13 protein-coding genes are annotated in these 16,922 nt (G+C 64.2%); 5 read left to right on the top strand and 8 right to left on the bottom strand.

Features of this window, described 5'->3' with window-relative positions:
- Window positions 1-122: 122 nt before the first annotated feature.
- Together zapE and ACVOLI_RS12165 are read right to left on the bottom strand one after the other, a co-directional pair.
- Window positions 123-1,217, bottom strand: a complete 1,095-nt coding sequence (zapE, locus tag ACVOLI_RS12170; RefSeq protein WP_481614610.1) for a cell division protein ZapE — start codon at window positions 1,215-1,217, stop codon at window positions 123-125.
- A 2-nt stretch (window positions 1,218-1,219) separates the two neighbouring features.
- The gene (locus ACVOLI_RS12165) at window positions 1,220-1,891 is read right to left on the bottom strand and encodes an alpha/beta hydrolase (RefSeq protein ID WP_296247537.1); all 672 of its coding nucleotides are present in this window, start codon (window positions 1,889-1,891) and stop codon (window positions 1,220-1,222) included.
- Window positions 1,892-1,953: 62 nt separating this feature from the next.
- On the opposite strand from ACVOLI_RS12165, the gene ACVOLI_RS12160 reads away from it, so the two are divergent.
- Complete coding sequence (locus ACVOLI_RS12160) at window positions 1,954-2,814, top strand: EamA family transporter (RefSeq protein ID WP_481614609.1); 861 nt, start codon at window positions 1,954-1,956, stop codon at window positions 2,812-2,814.
- Between the two features lie 159 nt (window positions 2,815-2,973).
- Here the strand turns inward: ACVOLI_RS12160 and ACVOLI_RS12155 are convergent, their stop codons facing one another.
- The 3 genes from ACVOLI_RS12155 to ACVOLI_RS12145 form a co-directional block, all read right to left on the bottom strand.
- Window positions 2,974-4,707 (bottom strand): ExeM/NucH family extracellular endonuclease, encoded by a 1,734-nt coding sequence (locus ACVOLI_RS12155; protein ID WP_481614608.1) that lies wholly within the window; start codon window positions 4,705-4,707, stop codon window positions 2,974-2,976.
- Between the two features lie 108 nt (window positions 4,708-4,815).
- Window positions 4,816-5,334, bottom strand: coding sequence for a c-type cytochrome (locus ACVOLI_RS12150; protein ID WP_296247531.1), 519 nt, complete (start codon window positions 5,332-5,334; stop codon window positions 4,816-4,818).
- A 127-nt stretch (window positions 5,335-5,461) separates the two neighbouring features.
- Window positions 5,462-6,088: a TetR/AcrR family transcriptional regulator gene (locus tag ACVOLI_RS12145; protein WP_481614607.1), complete on the bottom strand. Its 627-nt coding sequence runs from the start codon at window positions 6,086-6,088 to the stop codon at window positions 5,462-5,464.
- 144 nt (window positions 6,089-6,232) lie between these two features.
- Here ACVOLI_RS12145 and ACVOLI_RS12140 point away from each other — a divergent pair, with 144 nt between their 5' ends.
- From ACVOLI_RS12140 to ACVOLI_RS12130, 3 genes are all read left to right on the top strand, one after another.
- Window positions 6,233-7,396 carry an isovaleryl-CoA dehydrogenase gene (locus tag ACVOLI_RS12140; protein ID WP_481614606.1) on the top strand — a complete coding sequence of 388 codons (1,164 nt, stop codon included), beginning with the start codon at window positions 6,233-6,235 and terminating at the stop codon, window positions 7,394-7,396.
- A gap of 165 nt (window positions 7,397-7,561) precedes the next feature.
- The gene (locus ACVOLI_RS12135; protein WP_481614605.1) at window positions 7,562-9,172 is read left to right on the top strand and encodes a carboxyl transferase domain-containing protein; all 1,611 of its coding nucleotides are present in this window, start codon (window positions 7,562-7,564) and stop codon (window positions 9,170-9,172) included.
- A 395-nt stretch (window positions 9,173-9,567) separates the two neighbouring features.
- A complete protein-coding gene (locus ACVOLI_RS12130; protein ID WP_481614604.1) occupies window positions 9,568-11,547 on the top strand; it encodes an acetyl/propionyl/methylcrotonyl-CoA carboxylase subunit alpha in 1,980 nt (659 codons plus the stop codon).
- 53 nt (window positions 11,548-11,600) lie between these two features.
- On the opposite strand, the gene ACVOLI_RS12125 is transcribed toward ACVOLI_RS12130, so the two are convergent.
- Window positions 11,601-12,782 (bottom strand): putative peptide maturation dehydrogenase, encoded by a 1,182-nt coding sequence (locus ACVOLI_RS12125; protein ID WP_481614603.1) that lies wholly within the window; start codon window positions 12,780-12,782, stop codon window positions 11,601-11,603.
- 116 nt (window positions 12,783-12,898) lie between these two features.
- On the opposite strand from ACVOLI_RS12125, the gene ACVOLI_RS12120 reads away from it, so the two are divergent.
- Complete coding sequence (locus ACVOLI_RS12120) at window positions 12,899-13,240, top strand: NHLP-related RiPP peptide (RefSeq protein ID WP_481614602.1); 342 nt, start codon at window positions 12,899-12,901, stop codon at window positions 13,238-13,240.
- Here the strand turns inward: ACVOLI_RS12120 and ACVOLI_RS12115 are convergent.
- Together ACVOLI_RS12115 and ACVOLI_RS12110 are read right to left on the bottom strand one after the other, a co-directional pair.
- Complete coding sequence (locus tag ACVOLI_RS12115) at window positions 13,195-15,804, bottom strand: putative peptide modification system cyclase (RefSeq protein ID WP_481614601.1); 2,610 nt, start codon at window positions 15,802-15,804, stop codon at window positions 13,195-13,197. The genes ACVOLI_RS12120 and ACVOLI_RS12115 overlap by 46 nt on opposite strands.
- Complete coding sequence (locus ACVOLI_RS12110; protein ID WP_481614600.1) at window positions 15,788-16,855, bottom strand: GGDEF domain-containing protein; 1,068 nt, start codon at window positions 16,853-16,855, stop codon at window positions 15,788-15,790. Before ACVOLI_RS12110 ends, ACVOLI_RS12115 begins: the two co-directional genes overlap by 17 nt.
- Between the last annotated feature and the right edge of the window lie 67 nt (window positions 16,856-16,922).

Below are 16,922 nucleotides of genomic sequence, written 5' to 3'. Positions count from 1 at the left end.
GGGGGGGCGGCCCTCCCCACCCCCCCCCCCCGCCCCCCTCCCCCCCCCCTCGCCCCCCCCCCCGCCCCCCCCCCCCCCCCCCCCCCCCCCCCCCCCCCCCCCCCCCCCCCCCCACTACAGGTTCAGTTACGGTGCGCGGTGCCCAGGTACTCGGCGCTCTGCATCTCGATCAGGCGGCTGGCGGTGCGCTCGAAGGCGCCGGCCAAGCGGGTGCCGCTGTACAGCAGCGGCGGCGCGTCCTGGGCAGTGCAGACCAGGTTGACCTGGCGGTCGTACAACTCATCGATCAGATTGACGAAGCGGCGCGCGGCATCTTCGTTGAGGCGATCGAAGTGCGGTATGCCACCGAGCAGCACGGTGGTGAACTCGCGTGCGATCTCGATGTAGTCCGACGGCCCACGCGGGCCTTCACACAACGCGCTGAAATCAAACCAGGCAATGCTCTTGCCACGGCCACGCACCGGAATCTTGCGGCCCTCGATCTGGATGTTGCCGCCGCGTGCTTCTTCGGCACCACTCAACTCCTTCCAGCGCCCGGCCAGCCAGGCATCGCTTTCCGCATCCAACGGCGCGCGATATACCGGCGAGCGGGTCAGCGCACGCATGCGGTAATCCTCGGTGCCTTCGGCATACAGTTCGACGCAGTACTTCTCCAGCAAGGCAATCGCCGGGAGGAAGCTGTCACGCTGCAGGCCGTTGAGATAGAGGTTCTCCACCGCCGTATTGGAGGTTGTCACCAGGGTCACGCCCTCGGCGAACAGCCGCTCCAGCAGGCGTCCCAGCAACATCGCATCGCCGATGTCGGTGACGAAGAACTCATCCAGCACCAGCACGCGCAGCTTGTCGCGCCACTGCTGGGCAATCTTCGCCAGCGGATCGCTTTGCCCCTGGTGCTCATGCAGCTGCTCGTGGATGCCGCGCATGAAACGATGGAAGTGGGTGCGGTACTTCTGCTCGATCGGCAGGCCGTCATAGAACAGGTCAACCAGGAAGGTCTTGCCGCGACCCACGCCGCCCCAGAAGTACAGGCCCTTGACCGGCTCGGGCTTCTTCCAGAACGCCGACAGCCGGTCCAGCCAGCCGTCCTGCGCACTGTCGACGATGGCCAGGTGGATGCGGTCCAGCTCGGCCAGCGCCGCATGCTGGGCAACATCATTGCGCCAATCGCCGCGGGCCACGCCGGCGGCGTAGCGTTGTGAGGGGGTCATTGCATCCATGCTCAGTTGCTGCCGTCAGGCAGCCAGCGCCGCACTTCGTGCTGGATGGCGCCGCGCAGGTCGATCAGCTTGCGATGGAAGAAATGCGAGGTATCGGGCATGCGCACCAGCTGCGGCGGATTCGGCAGCGATTCCAGCCACTGGTACACGCCTTGTGCGTCGACCACTTCGTCGGCATCGCCCTGCACCACCAGCCAGTTGGCCGGCGGCTGCACTTCGGAGAAGTCCCAGGTGCGGCGGCCAACCGGTGGTGCGATCGAGATCAAGGCCTGCGGTTGCAGCTGCGCGGCAGCGCGCAGCGACACATATGCGCCAAAGCTGAAACCAGCCAGCCACAATGCGGCATCCGGACGCTCACTGCGCACCCAGTTGACCACCGCGCGCAGATCGTCGGCTTCGCCTTCACCATTGTCGTAGGTGCCAACCGAGGCGCCGACGCTGCGGAAGTTGAAACGCACGGTGGTGATGCCCAGGTCGCGCAGCGCGCGCGAGACCATGGTCACCACCTTGTTGTGCATGCTGCCGCCCTCGATGGACAGCGGATGACAGATGACGGCGATGATCGGACGCGCGGCGGACTCGCCATCGGGCAGGTCGACGCCGACTTCCAGCGGACCGGCCGGGCCGTCCAGCATCAGCGTCGCCGATTCGTGGGGGAATGGGAGAGTTTGCATGCGGCCATAATAGCGGCCCCGTCCGGCGGCTTCACGCCCGCCCTTCACAAACGCCCAAATCCATGCATTTCCTTGTCCTGAGTGTGATCTGCAGTGTTCTGGTATCGGTGCTGCTGAAACTGGCACCACGCCGCGGCGTCGATATCGCCCAGGCGGTGACCTGGAACTATCTCGCCGCCAGCGTGCTGTCGCTGCTGTTGCTCAAACCTTCCTTGCAGTCGCTGCAGAGCGGGCATACGCCGTGGCTGGCGCTGCTTGGCCTTGCCGTGGCGCTGCCCGGCATCTTCCTGGTACTGGCCCGCGCGGTGCGCGAGGCCGGCATCGTGCGCAGCGACGTGGCCCAGCGGCTGTCACTGCTGCTGTCGCTGGCCGCCGCCTTCCTGCTGTTTGGCGAACAGGCCAATGGCTGGAAGCTGGCTGGACTGGGGCTGGGCTTGCTGGCGATTGTTGGCGTAACCGCGCGTGATGGCGGCAGCGCCGAACGCTCGCGTTCAAGCTGGGGCTGGTTGCTTGGAGTCTGGGCCGGCTTTGCCTTGATCGACATCCTGCTCAAGCAGGTGGCCGCCGCCGGTACGCCGTCCATCGCAGCCCTGCTGGTGAGCTTCGGCATCGCCTTCGTACTGATGTTTGTGTGGCAGCTGCAGCGGCATGTCAGCGGCAAGAGCCGGCTGACGCTGGGCAATCTTGGCTTTGGCCTGCTGCTCGGGCTGCTCAACTTCGGCAACATCCTGTTTTACGTGCGTGCGCACCAGGCGCTGCCGCACAGCCCGGCGACGATTTTCGCGGGCATGAATATTGGCGTGGTGTGCCTGGGTGCGCTGGTCGGCGTGCTGGTGTTTGGCGAGAAGACCAGCGTGTGGAATCGCGTTGGTCTGGCGCTGGCGGTGGTGGCGATAGCCTTGATTGCGCGCGGGACGTTTTGAGGGTTTCTGCTGATCTGGAGCAACAGCAAAGGCCCCCCTCCCCGACCCTCCCCTTGCCTGCGGCAAAGGGAGGGAGACAATCCGCCCCCTCCCTTTCGCGCAGCGAAGGGGAGGGTTGGGGAAGGGTGCTCTTAAGCTTCTAGCTTCTAGCTCTCAGCCTTACGGCTCAAACCCCAGCAACAACGGATCATGGTCCGAACTGCGCCACGGCCCCGGCACATTGCGGCCCTGGTAACCCACCTCGTCCGCTTCATCGGCATTGATATGCCACTCGGCTGCGCCCTTCAGCCGTGCGGCCATGCCCGGACTCAGCAGCGCGTGGTCCAGGCGACCGGTCAAACCGTTGTAGACGTAGCTGTAAGGCTGCTGCACGCCAGCCACCTTGAACGCGTCCTGCCAGCCATCGGCATTCAAGGTGCGGATCGGGTCTTCCATCGCATAGGCGTTGAAGTCGCCCAGCAGCACCGCATCACGGCTGCCGGTACCGGTCGGATCTTCCTGCAACCAGTTGTGCAGCAACTTGGCCGATTCCACCCGGGTGGCGTTCCAGCAACCCTGGCCGTCATTGCGATCAGCATTCTCACCACTCGCTTCCGAGCAGCCCTTGGACTTGAAGTGGTTGGCCACCACCACGAACGGGGTGCCCTTGCGGCCCATGCGGAAAGCCTGCGCCAGCGGCACGCGGCTGCGTTCGCCAAACGGCTCGCGCTCCAGCACCGCCGGCTTGCCGACCGGGCTCACCCTTGAGGCGCGGTAGATGATGCCGACGCGGATCGGGTTATCGCCCGGGCCCTTGCCGGCATCGACGAAGCGCCAGTCGCCATCCTTGCCCTGCGCGGCATTGAGCGCACGCACCAGCTGATCGATCGCCGAGCCCGGGCCGTAGCCGTCGTTCTCCAGTTCCATCAGCGCAGCAACGTCGGCATTGAGGCTGCCGATGGTGGTGATCAGCTTGGCCTGCTGCGCCGCCTGCTGTTCGGCGGTCTTGGCGCCACGCAGGGTCGGATAGCCGCCGCCCTTGCCGTCGCCGTTGAAGTAATTCTCCAGATTGAACGCAGCGATGCGCAGGCCGCCAGCCACCGTCGGTGGCTGCTGCGGGCGCTCGGCGTCCACCACGACCGGGGCGGTCAGCTGCAGGCGATAGCCGCCATCGAAACGCTGGTCGACGATGCCCTGTACCTCGCGCAGCTGCGCGCCGCTGCGCAGCAACTGCTCCGCCGCCAGATACGGCACCGCGCCCGGATCGCGCTTGCCGCTGGCATCGTCCAGGCGCAGGCGACGGCGGTTGTTGTCGGCAATCACCGCGGCTTGTTCAGGGCTGCCGGCGGCGGCCACTTCGCTGGGCTGCCACAGGCGGCCGCCGAAGGCAGCGGTCAGTTCGCCATAGCGTGAGAGCTGGTCCTGGCCAGCCACGGTCAGGCCGGTCGGAATACGCACCTGCATGCCTTCCAATGCTTCCCAGTTGGCCGGTACATCGGTCAACACCAGCGGCGCCGGTACGGGCCTTGCTGCGGCCGGGCTGACGGTCTGCGCCTGCAGCGTGGTCAGGCCCTGCTCGCTCTTGCCAGCGGCCTGCTCCTCGACGGTGCCGGTAATGCGCAGCCACTGGCCGACCTGCACGGTCTGCTCCTTGGGCAGGCGCACGAACAAGCCATCGGAAGTGGCGGCATCACCATCACCTGCGTCCTGCACGAAGATGCCGCCCAGGCCATCACGCATATCGGCGGTCACCGCGCCCTCGATGGTGACGGTCTTGCCCGCATACGGGCTGTGCTCTGTCGTGCCCTGCACGCTGCCGATCGGCAGTACGACAGACTTGGAAGGGGCAGCCAGCGCCGCGCCGGAACAGGCGGCAGCCAAGGCCAGGGCAAGCAAGCTAGGGGTACAACGCATGGACGCACTCCGGGGAAGACGGAAACACAAAGCGCCGCCCTGGTTGGGCGGCGCCGGCTATTCTGCAGCAATCGGGTCTATTGCCAGCTGCGTGAGTCTGGCGGCTTTCTATTTCAGATTGGCCAGCATCCAGTCCACGGTGGCGTGGATCTGCTCCTCGCTGAGCCCGGCATTGCCGCCCTTGGGCGGCATGATGCCGCCGTCCGGGCCGGTATAGCCCTCGATGGCGTGCTTGTAGAGGGTGTCCTTGCCCTGCGCCAGGCGTTTGTCCCAGTGGCTATGGTCCAGGGTTGGCGCGTTGCCCACGCCGGTGGTGTGGCAGGCAGTGCACAGGCTGTCGAAGATGGTCTTGCCGTCCAGGGTGCCACCGTAGGCCCCGCTGGCGGCCGCAGCAGCTGCTGCTGCAGCGGCGGCGGCAGCCTGCGCCGACGCACCGGTAGCACCGGCGTACACTGCACCGATGGGTGCAATGCGTTGCTCGATGCGTTTGGTCGCGGTCGGCGACACTTCCTTGGGAATGACGTGCTGCAGGTAGGACGCGAAGATGATCAAGCCAATCGTGATGACGGCCAGGATGGCGATCACGATGGAAAAGCGTTTCAGGAACTCAAGGTCGTAATTCCGCACGTCTCATCACCCCGGGCGAGTTGTCGGTGGACCAGCAGCTGCTGGGCGAGTATAGACCAGCGTCCGCCTGCTCCCGCAATGCCCATGAACACGCGCAAAAGTGCGGCAATGCAGCATCCCAAGGTGGTTACAGCACACAGGGCGGCAGCGGCGCACCGGCTGCGCGCAGGCATAGCGCACTGATCGCAGCGACCAGATGTTCGCCATCACGCAGGCCATCGCGGCTGGGCGCGGTCGGCCCGACCAGGGCTTCGGTGAAGGCACCAACGATGCAGGCCGCGCTGATTTCCAGGTCCTGCGCCGGCAGCTCGCCAGCGCGCACGCCGTCTTCAAGGATGCGCTTGAACACGTCACCGAACAGCCGCCGGCAACGGATGCGCTCGGCCTCCACTTCCGGGTCCACCGGCTCGGCGATGAAGGCATAGGCCAGGCCCGGACCGGCCATGGCGCGTCGCACGAACGAAGCCACCGCCAACTGCAGCCGCTGCGGCGCCGGCAAGGGCTCATCGGCGATGGCGGCGAGGATCTCCAGCTCGTGCTCCACGGCGAAGGTCAGCACCTCCACGAACAGCTCGGCCTTGGACGGGAAGTGCCGGTAGATCAGCCCGGTCGATACCCCCGCCTCGGCCGCCACCGCGGTGATCGGCGCATTGCGATAGCCGCCTGCGGCGACCAGCCGGCGGGCGGCAGCCAGGATCCGCTCGCGGTTGCCCGCCAGCCGTTTTTCCATCAATTCCGAACGCTTGTAAGCCATTTGTTGATTCTATGTTCAATTTTTGAATTTGTATTCACTTTTTGGCCGGGAGCCGCTAGGCTGCGCGCAAACGCCCGTGCCGACGGCCTGCCCGTCCCCCCAACCCGGTGCGCCCCTTATCGCCAAGCAGTACCGGAGCCAGCCATGCACGTCCCCACCCTGAATTTTGATCTGGGCGAAGAAATCGACATGCTGCGCGAAAGCGTGGCGCAGTTTGCCGCCGCGCACATCGCGCCGCTGGCCGCCGAGGCCGACGCCAGCAACCACTTCCCCAACCAGCTCTGGCGCCAGCTTGGCGAACAGGGCCTGCTGGGCATGACCGTGGAAGAAGAATACGGCGGCAGCGGCATGGGTTACTTGGCGCATGTGGTGGCGATGGAGGAAATCTCGCGCGCTTCCGGCGGCATCGGCCTGTCCTATGGCGCGCATTCCAACCTGTGCCTCAACCAGCTGCGCAAGAACGCCAGCGAAGCACAGAAGCACAAGTACCTGCCCAAGCTGTGCAGCGGCGAACACGTCGGTGCTTTGGCGATGAGCGAACCAGGCGCCGGCTCTGACGTGGTGTCGATGAAGCTGCGCGCCGAGCTGCGCGGTGATCACTACGTGCTCAACGGCAACAAGATGTGGATCACCAACGGTCCCGATGCCGATGTCCTGATCGTCTATGCCAAGACCGACCCGGACGCCGGCTCGCGCGGCATCACCGCCTTCATCATCGAAAAGGGCATGAAGGGCTTCTCCACCGCGCAGAAGCTGGACAAGCTGGGCATGCGTTCGTCCAACACCTGCGAGCTGGTGTTCCAGGATTGCGAAGTGCCGGTCGAGTACGTGCTGGGTGCGGTTGGTGGTGGCGTCAAGGTGTTGATGTCCGGCCTGGACTACGAGCGCGTGGTGTTGTCCGGCGGCCCACTGGGCTTGATGTCGGCGGCGCTGGATGTGGTGCTGCCATATGTGCATGAGCGCAAGCAGTTCGGCGAAGCGATCGGCACCTTCCAGCTCATCCAGGCCAAGCTGGCCGATATGTATGTTGGTCTCAATGCCTGCCGCGCTTACGTGTACGCAGTAGCCAAGGCCTGCGACCAGGGCCGCACCACGCGTCAGGATGCGGCCGGCGCGATTCTTTACTCGGCCGAGAAGGCGACCTGGGCAGCCGGTGAAGCGATCCAGATCCTCGGCGGCAACGGCTATATCAACGAGTATCCGGCCGGGCGCTTGTGGCGTGATGCCAAGTTGTATGAGATTGGTGCTGGTACTTCGGAGATCCGCCGCATGTTGATTGGGCGGGAATTGTTCCAGAAGACCGCATGAATCCGCTTTAGCCCCCCTCCCTCCGGGAGAGGGGTTGGGGTGAGGGTCGGCGGCGAAGCCACTGCAGGAACAGATAGTTGCAGGCTGCGTCCCTACCCTCATCCGCCCCTTTCGGGGCACCTTCTCCCGAAGGGAGAAGGAAGATAAAAATCCAGGACCTCGGCCATGACCGTACTCACCTCCCAGCTGCAACCCGGCAGTGACAGCTTCGAAGCCAACCGCGCCGCGATGCAGGCCCAGGTCGATGATCTGCGTGCCACCCTTGAAGCCACCGCGCGCGGCGGCAGCGATGCAGCCCGGGCCAAGCACAGTGCGCGCGGCAAGCTGTTGGTGCGCGAACGCATCGATGCCCTGCTCGATCCCGGCAGCCCGTTCCTGGAAGTCGCGCCGCTGGCCGCGCACGGCATGTATGCCGATCCAGTGCCCGGCGCTGGCATGGTCGCCGGCATCGGCCGCGTCTCCGGGGTGGAATGCCTGATCGTCGCCAACGATGCCACGGTCAAGGGCGGCACCTATTACCCGGTGACGGTGAAGAAGCATCTGCGTGCGCAGGAAATCGCCCAGCAGAACCGTCTTCCCTGCATCTACCTGGTCGACTCCGGTGGCGCCTTCCTGCCGCTGCAGGATGAAGTCTTCCCCGACCGCGATCATTTCGGCCGAATCTTCTACAACCAGGCCAACCTGTCGGCACAGGGCATTCCGCAGATCGCCTGCGTGATGGGCAGCTGCACCGCCGGCGGCGCCTATGTGCCGGCGATGAGCGATGAAACCGTCATCGTCAAGGAACAGGGCACGATCTTCCTCGGCGGTCCGCCGCTGGTGAAGGCAGCAACCGGCGAAGTGGTCAGTGCCGAAGAACTGGGCGGTGCCGACGTGCATACGCGCATCTCAGGTGTCGCCGACCATATGGCTGACAACGACCTGCAGGCGTTGGCACGGGTGCGTTCCATCATCGCCAACTTGAACTGGCGCAAGCCCGATGCAGGTGTTGCGCTGCAGGCCAGCGAGGCGCCGCTGCATGATCCGCAAGAGCTTTATGGCGTGATTCCAGCCGACACGCGCAAGCCCTATGACGTGCGCGAAGTGATCGCGCGCATCGTCGATGGTTCGCGTTTCGATGAGTTCAAGCCGCGCTACGGCAACACGCTGGTGACCGGCTTCACGCATGTGCACGGCCATCCGGTCGGCATCATCGCCAACAACGGCATCCTGTTCTCGGAGTCCGCGCTGAAGGGGGCGCACTTCATCGAGCTGTGCTGCCAGCGCAATATCCCGCTGCTGTTCCTGCAGAACATCACCGGCTTCATGGTCGGCCGCAAGTACGAGCACGGTGGTATTGCCAAGGACGGCGCGAAGCTCGTCATGGCGGTGGCCAATGCACGCGTGCCGAAGTACACAGTGGTGATCGGTGGTTCGTTCGGCGCCGGCAATTACGGCATGTGCGGTCGTGCGTACTCGCCGCATTTCCTGTGGATGTGGCCAAACGCGCGGATCGGAGTGATGGGTGGTGAGCAGGCCGCCAGTGTGTTGGCCACGGTCAAGCGTGATGGCATCGAAGCCAAGGGTGGTGCGTGGTCGGCCGAAGAGGAAGATTCGTTCAAGCAGCCGATCCGTGATCAGTTCGAGCAGCAGGGTCATCCGTATTACGCGAGTGCGCGTTTGTGGGATGACGGGGTGATTGATCCGGCGGATACGCGCAGGGTGCTTGGGCTGGCCTTGGCTGCCAGTCTCAATGCGCCGGCGCAGGACACGCGGTTTGGTGTGTTCCGGATGTGATGGCGCTATGCGGCTTATTGTACAAAGAGCGGTGGATCAAGGGCTTTCACTCCCCTTCGGGGAGCGAGTTACTTTTCTTTGCTTGTGCAAAGAGAAGCTAACCAAAAGAAGCGCCCTTTCAACAGCCGAATGGCTGGTCAAGCACACCCTGCCTCCGCGCCCGGCGCGCTGCGCGTGCCGGGTCCACTCCACCGGTGGGATTTTTCGACACGACACCCCTGTCGTGAAAAAAAACGACGTGCATCCTTGCACGTCGCCCTTCGGGTATTTCCCACCGGTTCCGTCGCTGCGGAAGGGGCCCGGTAGAGCAAAAGCAAGTTCAAGAGCAACAGCAACAACAACAGCGAAAGCCTTTGGCTCCTCCCCTGCCCGCGCGGCACATCGTGGATAAGACAATGTTCAACAAGATCCTGATCGCCAATCGCGGTGAAATTGCCTGCCGCGTTATTGCTACCTGCCGTCGTCTTGGCATTGCTACTGTCGCGGTGTACTCGGATGCAGACCGCAATGCGCGGCATGTTCGTCTGGCAGACGAGGCAGTTCATATTGGTGCCGCGCCGGCCGCCGAGAGTTATCTGCGCGCCGAGGTCATTCTCGATGCGGCGCGACGTAGTGGCGCACAGGCCATCCATCCGGGTTACGGCTTTCTCTCCGAGAATGCGGGCTTCGCGCGTGCCTGTGATGCTGCCGGGATCGTCTTCATCGGGCCACCGGCCAGTGCCATCGATGCGATGGGCGACAAGAGTTCGGCCAAGGCGTTGATGCAGACTGCCAACGTGCCGCTTACGCCGGGCTATCACGGTGAGCGGCAGGAGCCCGAATTCCTGAGCGCGCAGGCTGATGCCATTGGTTATCCAGTGCTGATCAAGGCCAGCGCCGGCGGTGGCGGCAAGGGCATGCGCAAGGTCGAGGCCAGTGCCGACTTCGAGGCCGCGTTGGCCAGCTGCCAGCGCGAGGCGCAGGCCTCGTTCGCCAATGCGCATGTACTGGTGGAGAAATACGTCGAGCGTCCGCGCCATATCGAGATCCAGGTGTTCGGCGACAGCCATGGCAACGTGGTCTATCTGTTCGAGCGTGACTGCTCGGTGCAACGCCGCCATCAGAAGGTGCTGGAGGAAGCGCCCGCGCCCGGCATGACCGTCGAACGTCGCGCCGCGATGGGCAAGGCGGCTACCGATGCCGCACGCGCAGTCGGTTACGTCGGTGCGGGCACGGTGGAGTTCATCGCCGGGCCGGATGGCGATTTCTATTTCATGGAAATGAACACCCGCCTGCAGGTCGAGCACCCGGTCACCGAGTTGATCACCGGCACCGACCTGGTCGAATGGCAGCTGCGCGTGGCAGCAGGCCAGCCGTTGCCGAAGACGCAGGAACAACTGCATATCCACGGCCACGCCATCGAGGCACGGCTCTACGCCGAGGACGCCGACCGTGGCTTCCTGCCTTCCACCGGCACGCTGCGCCATCTGCGCCTGCCGCAGCCCAGCGCCAATGTGCGCGTGGACGCCGGTGTCGAGCAAGGTGATGCAATCACCCCGTACTATGATCCGATGATCGCCAAGCTGATCGTCTGGGACGTGGACCGGGCCAGCGCCCTGCAGCGCATGCAGCAGGCCCTGGCGCAGTGCCAGGTCGTCGGTGTGACCACCAATGCCGCCTTCCTGCGCCGGCTGGCGCTGACCGACTCGTTCCGCACTGCCAATCTCGATACCGCACTGATCGAACGCGAGCGCGAGGCGCTGGATATCCACCACGTTGCTGCCAGTGACAATGACTGGGCGCTGGCGGCCGTGCTCGCTGTAGCCAACGATACGCCGCACGACAACGATGCATCGCCGTGGGCAATCGCCGACAGCTGGCGCCTCACCGGCCCCGCAGCACGCCTGGTGACGCTGGAGCACCTGGAGCAGCGCAAGCAGCTGCAGGTGCGCGACAGCGCCAACGGCTGGCAGGTACAGGTCGGCGACGCATCAATCAGCGTGACCGGGAGAACCGACAGCACTGGCTACGCCCTGCAGCTGGGTGAACGCCTGCAGCGCGGCCAGGCAATCCGCGAAGGCAACATGCTGTACCTCTTCGGCAACGAGCAACAGCAGCGCTTCAACATCCACGACCCGGTCGCCGAAGCCGACAACAGCAACGACCATGGCGGCAGCCTGCTGGCACCGATGCCCGGCCGCGTCGTTACCCTGCTTGTGCAACCCGGCACCATCGTCAGCCGTGGCACGCCGCTGCTGGTGATGGAAGCGATGAAGATGGAGCACACCCTGCAGGCGCCGGCCGATGGCACCGTGCAAGGCTTCCGCGCCAAGGCCGGTGACCAGGTTGCCGATGGCGCGGTGCTGGTGGACTTCGAGGCCACTCCAGTCGCTTGAGCAGGCACTGGAGTCATCGCTGGCGATTTGCCTGCAGCGCCAGCGATGCCTCCTCAGGCATCGGCGACCGATGCCTGCCAGATCTGCTCGGCCGGATCGAGCTCCATCGTCACCATCTCCGCTGCCCGCCATCCGAATCCGCAAACGGCCAATGCACCTTCGGTCATCGGATCCAGACCGAGCACCTGTTCCAGCAATGCTTCATTGATCGCACAGGTGACATACGCGCCCAATCCCATCTCGGTCGCCGACATATAGAGCGTCTGCGACAGATGTCCGGCTTCCAGCACGATGGCACGGTATGCCTTGGCGTGATGCCGGTACTTCCAGAAATTGCGGGTATAGCGCGGCGACAGGATCACCATCACGTGCGCGTCAGCGAACCAGTGCTGCTGCGCCACCGCGTCCAGCATCAGCTGGTCAATCGGCATCACTGACGCAGGCAGGGGCTCCAGCGCGTGCGCCAACGGGTGATAGTGGTACAGGCCATCGGCAACGCCTTCGACGTTGCGCACCAGCAGGTAGGCTTCCATCGGGTGTAGGCCGCCGCCGGAAGGACTGCTTTTCTTGAGAAAGACGGTGTCGTCCGTAACCCGCACCGAGGAGTGCGCGGCAAACACCCGTCCGAGCAATCCGGACAACAGCGCACCCGGCAATGGTCGGGCGGTATCGAAGTTGCGACAGGTTACGCGCTGCTCAAGCAGCCGGTCGAAATCATTTCCCTGCTGCGCGGGCAGTGCGATCCGCTCACCGTCGGCGACGCGGCTGATGACTTCGGCAGGCGGCGCGCCCAGTTGCTGCCTGAGCTCTGCCGCGGTTGAGGTGCCGGTATCGGTCATCGCCTGCACCGCATCGGCCCCCATCCAGCGCGTGAATGCATGGAAGGTTGCCGCGAGTGGGTGCCAATGCGCCCCACGTAGCTGCTCATCCCGCTCGCGGAACGTCGCGTAGCGCGCATGTCGGCCGATCACCAGGCCCTTGCGCAGCAGCGAACGCAACGGCGCTGCAGCGTCTGTTCCGAGCGCTCCATTGTCTACCCAAGCCTCCGGACTTATCCGCCCCAGCAACATGCACTCAGCTTCGTCGACAGGCACCTCACTGCCGAGATGCGGTGCCATGGCAACCCAATGACAATTGCGTGTCAGACCATCCCCACCTGCCAACAGGCCGGCCAGATCGAACTCGACCTGCTCGCGCGGCTCCAGATGCAGGATCGAACAGCGTCTTACCTTCACACACCCACTCCTCAGACGTATAGTTACGGAATCCCTGAATGGGAGCGTAACAAGTCAGTCAGGCGCAATGCCTGATCCCCTAACCACAACCAGAAGTCTGCAGCGAAGGACACAACGTGGCAACGAAGAAACCCGGCATGCCGAAAGCGCATATCGCACTCACACCCGCAATTGCCGATCATCTTCTCGACCTGCTGAGCACGGACAACAGCTTCAGGCGCGCTTTCAAGAAGGACCCGGCTACCGCCCTTCTACAGATCGGCCATGAGCCAACAGGGCAGGATGCCAACGCAGAGTTGGACTACCTGCGTACCAGCCTCTCAGTGGAACGTCTGGCCGGCAAGGACAGCATCGCCAAATCCCGTGAAGAGATCAGGAAAATGCTGACCAACGGCCTGTCCATGATCCCCATTCAACTGAATGTGGAAGGCAGTGCTTCGCGACGGACCCGCAAGTAATCAGGCAGGGTCCTGGTTTTCCAGTAGGCATCAAACGCCTGTAGTTCCTTGAGCGCCGCATCGCGGCGCCCAAGCTGGGCCAGCAATTCAATCTTCCTGAGTCGGGCCAGGTTGGAATCGGCGATGTTCAGGCTCTGCCCGCACCACCCGCACCCGCCATGTTCAACGTAGGCCCAACCGCGGTGCGACACCATCCAGTCAACCTGACGCAGCGCCGCCTCAGGATTTCCTTCTGCCGCGTAGGCCTCCATCAGCGCAGCCCGCAACTGGAAGGAGCCATGCTGACCGAGTGTGGAAACCAGGCTCTCCAGTGCCAGCGCACCGTTGCCGGAAGCCATTGATTCACGCGCCTTGAGAACCTGCAGGAACCCTCCCACCGGCTGCATGGCAACAATCTCCGGTGCCTGTTCCAGCCGCTGGATGAGCTGCCGGGCTGGCTCGTGGTCACCCAGACGCTGTGCGAGGATCGCACCGTAGGCTGCGGTGATGGCTTCGCCACGCGCGGTAAGGCCCGCCGCCCCATCCAGCTGCGCTATCGACGCACGGACGATGTGGCGGCTCGCCTGCAGCGCACTCCTGCGGTCGCCGGACATCCATTGCATCACGGCAAGCTGGATCTGGCCCTGCCGGAACCTGCCGCCCTCAGGCGGCAAGGCCTGCAGCAGCCGCCGCGCTTCCACCGACGCAGCCTGCAGTTCACCCTGGTCAAGGAAGTGGGAAACACGGTCAAAATGCGGAGCAGCCAGTTTCGCATCACGCGGCCACAGACGCTCGGCTTCCTGGAAATCACCCTGTGCAGCACGCAGATTTGCCTGCCACACGGCAGTAGTCACCAACCCACTTTCGGCAGAACGCGAGAATGCGGCCGACGCATCGTCGTAATTGCCCAGCGCCAGCGACAGCCGCCCCAATGCCTCCTGCGAAAGCGATGCGAACTCGTAGCGCGATTCGGAAGCACGACGGATATAAGGCAGTGCTTCCTCGTAGCGGTTCTCCATTTCCAGGGCATAGCCGACGTTGGCAGCTGCGGCATAGAAATCCGGATAGAGGTCGGACATCTGCCGCCATTTCTGCTGGGCTTCGCCGGGGCTGTTGATCTGCACCTCCCAGGCCTGCATGTACATCGCCTCCCTCGGCGACAGGCGGCTGGTCATCGCCTGCGTTTTCTGCAGGCTCAGCAAGCCCTTTGGAAGCTGTTCGGTCGCATTAAGCGAACGCAGCACACCCAGGTGCGCCAGTGCGAAATCCTTGTCCAGTGATACCGCGTGCTCATACAGCCCCAATGCCTGCTTGTACTGGCCTTTGCCATAGGCCTCCTGGCCCATCGCATAGGCGCGCAAGGCATCCAGGTCACCGGTGCTGACTTCCGGCAGTGGCCGGGAATCGCGGCCAATGGATGCTATCGCCTCACCAAGACGGCCACGCAGGCGTGCGGTCACCTGATCGACCGACACCAGCGCCGACTCAAGCCCGCGCCCATCGGCAAACTCCGTGTACACCGTTCTCTGGGTAACCGGGTCGACGATCTCCACCGTGACACGCAGGCGCCCACCCACCTCCGACACCAGCGGGAGAATCACCGCGCGCGCGCCATCCCGCAGCGCGACCTCGGAGGCCACCGCGCGGTCGACCAGAACCTTCTCCGGGTCCTTGCGCATCCGCGACAGCGTGTCGCGAACCTTCATGTCACTGAGGACATTGATGTACTTCGACTGCTCCAGGCTGATCCGGAATGCCTGCTGCAAGGATTCATCCAGAACCTTCTGCCCGGTCAGGTTGCGCAGATCACCGACCACGACCCAGTCACGCTCGGTGAAGGCGATCGCAGGTTCGGGACGCACCAGTATCCAGACCACGCCAGCGGCTACAACCACCAGCATCAACTCGGCGGCCAAGGCCGCTGGACGACGCCACAACGGCATTTTCCGCCAGGCCTTGCCCGAACGCGCCGGCATGCGCAGTGGGGCATTGCCCGCAGCGCCCACTTCAAACACCTCCTGCGGCGCTGGCAGGCCCTTGAAGTACCAATGGCCGTGCGACTTCCATCGCAGGCCATTGCCGCGCTCGCCAAGCTCGCGCTGCGCGGCTCGCAGCAGCCCTTCGGCAACGGCCGACAGCAGGATCTGGTTCGGCCGCGCCAAGGCCATCAGGCGCGCAGCGGTAGGCTTGGCCACGCCTTCCACATCCAAGGGCTTGGCACCGGCGGCCACCGCTTCTTCATCGTTCCGCCAGAACAATACGTCGCCGACATGGATGCCAACCCGCGCCTGCAATGGCAGCTCCCGCTCTTTGCCGACCTCGGCCAGCAGATCCAGGTAATCCAGCGCAAAGCCCAATCCATGTGCAGGCACATCGAACAGCAACAGCATTCCATCGGAACGATCGATCAGGCGTCCCGTCCAGCGCTGCAGCAACTGCAATACACGCACATCCAGGCTGCGAAACAATTCGGCCGCCGCCGTATCACCGATCCGCGCGGTCAATGCCACCGAGTCACACAGGTCGGTCAACACCAGCGTCTTGAGCTGGCGATCGGATGAGGAGGGGTCAGTCTCGCTGGACATGGTCTACACCGAAAAATTCGAGTTCGACGGATTCTTCCTGGAACCACTGCGCACGATTGCCACCGGCGCGCTTTGCCATGTACAGCGCTTGATCCGCGCGCGAATAAGCGTCGTTCCAATGGTGATCCTGATCGATCAACACCATGCCGACGCTCAGCGAACAGGCACCAACCGCCGCACCGGGATAGGCAATCAGGTGGCGCATGGCTTCGAGCACGAATTCGGCGGTGCGCGGAAGGCTCTCGGCGTCGGCCTTCATCAGCAATACGCAGAACTCGTCGCCACCAAGACGGCAGGCGATATCGTCCTTCCCGGTCACCGAGGCGAGGATGCGACCGAAGCATTGCAACGCGTGGTCACCGGCAAGATGCCCGTAAGAGTCGTTCAAGCCCTTGAAGTCATCGCAGTCGAGCAGCAACAGCCCCTGCGGGCGATGACCGGAGCGGTGTGACTTCTGCAGATAGGCAGTCAGCGCGCGGCGGTTGCTGAGCCCGGTCAGATCATCGCTGTAGACCAGCTCGCGGGTGTGGTGCAGCTCGTGGTTGGCGCTGTAGAGGTTGCCGAGCGCGGTTTCCAACTCGTGGTTGCGACGGCTCAGCTGGGAGATCAGGCGCTGTTCGCTGGACACCACCCGCGACAGGGTGCGACGCAGGAAGAACACCACCATCGCCGGGTCCTGGTCGATCAGGCGATGGAAATTTTCGTGGGTGATCTCCAGCAACACGCTGTCGCAGTTGGCACGCGCATCGCAGGAACGCGGGTGGCGTTCGATCAACAGGCCAAGCTCACCAAAGAAGTCGTTGCAGCCCATCGGCTTGGGTGCCAGCCCGGCACCGAAATCCAGGCTTACGGTGCCGCTGACAATGATGAACATCGAGCTGCCCAGGTCGCCACGGCGGAACAGCACCTGTTCAGCCTGCAGGGTGCGGCGAACACCGAATTCGGAGAACAGCGCGAACTCCACCGGGGACAACTGCGCACGCAGCACCGCCCCCCCCGCCGACGTAGCGACGGAAAGCTCGGACTCCAGTGCTGACCCCCCTGTTGCCATGCCGCTCATTCCCTGCCTCATGGACTGCTCGCCCATCTCAGACGAGTAATCTCGCGAGCCTATCATC

The organism is Stenotrophomonas sp. STEN029 (assembly GCF_056760015.1).
Note: the sequence above shows the minus strand (reverse complement) of the source record. Positions and strands in the feature narration are given on the sequence as shown.

Bases quoted from the DNA above. Each gene is read 5' to 3' on its own strand.
- ACVOLI_RS12110 (WP_481614600.1), bottom strand. From the start codon at position 16,855: ATGGCAACAGGGGGGTCAGCACTGGAGTCCGAGCTTTCCGTCGCTACG.
- ACVOLI_RS12160 (WP_481614609.1), top strand. From the start codon at position 1,954: ATGCATTTCCTTGTCCTGAGTGTGATCTGCAGTGTTCTGGTATCGGTG.
- zapE (WP_481614610.1), bottom strand. From the start codon at position 1,217: ATGGATGCAATGACCCCCTCACAACGCTACGCCGCCGGCGTGGCCCGC.
- ACVOLI_RS12165 (WP_296247537.1), bottom strand. From the start codon at position 1,891: ATGCAAACTCTCCCATTCCCCCACGAATCGGCGACGCTGATGCTGGAC.
- ACVOLI_RS12115 (WP_481614601.1), bottom strand. From the start codon at position 15,804: ATGTCCAGCGAGACTGACCCCTCCTCATCCGATCGCCAGCTCAAGACG.
- ACVOLI_RS12155 (WP_481614608.1), bottom strand. From the start codon at position 4,707: ATGCGTTGTACCCCTAGCTTGCTTGCCCTGGCCTTGGCTGCCGCCTGT.
- ACVOLI_RS12130 (WP_481614604.1), top strand. From the start codon at position 9,568: ATGTTCAACAAGATCCTGATCGCCAATCGCGGTGAAATTGCCTGCCGC.
- ACVOLI_RS12145 (WP_481614607.1), bottom strand. From the start codon at position 6,088: ATGGCTTACAAGCGTTCGGAATTGATGGAAAAACGGCTGGCGGGCAAC.
- ACVOLI_RS12140 (WP_481614606.1), top strand. From the start codon at position 6,233: ATGCACGTCCCCACCCTGAATTTTGATCTGGGCGAAGAAATCGACATG.
- ACVOLI_RS12135 (WP_481614605.1), top strand. From the start codon at position 7,562: ATGACCGTACTCACCTCCCAGCTGCAACCCGGCAGTGACAGCTTCGAA.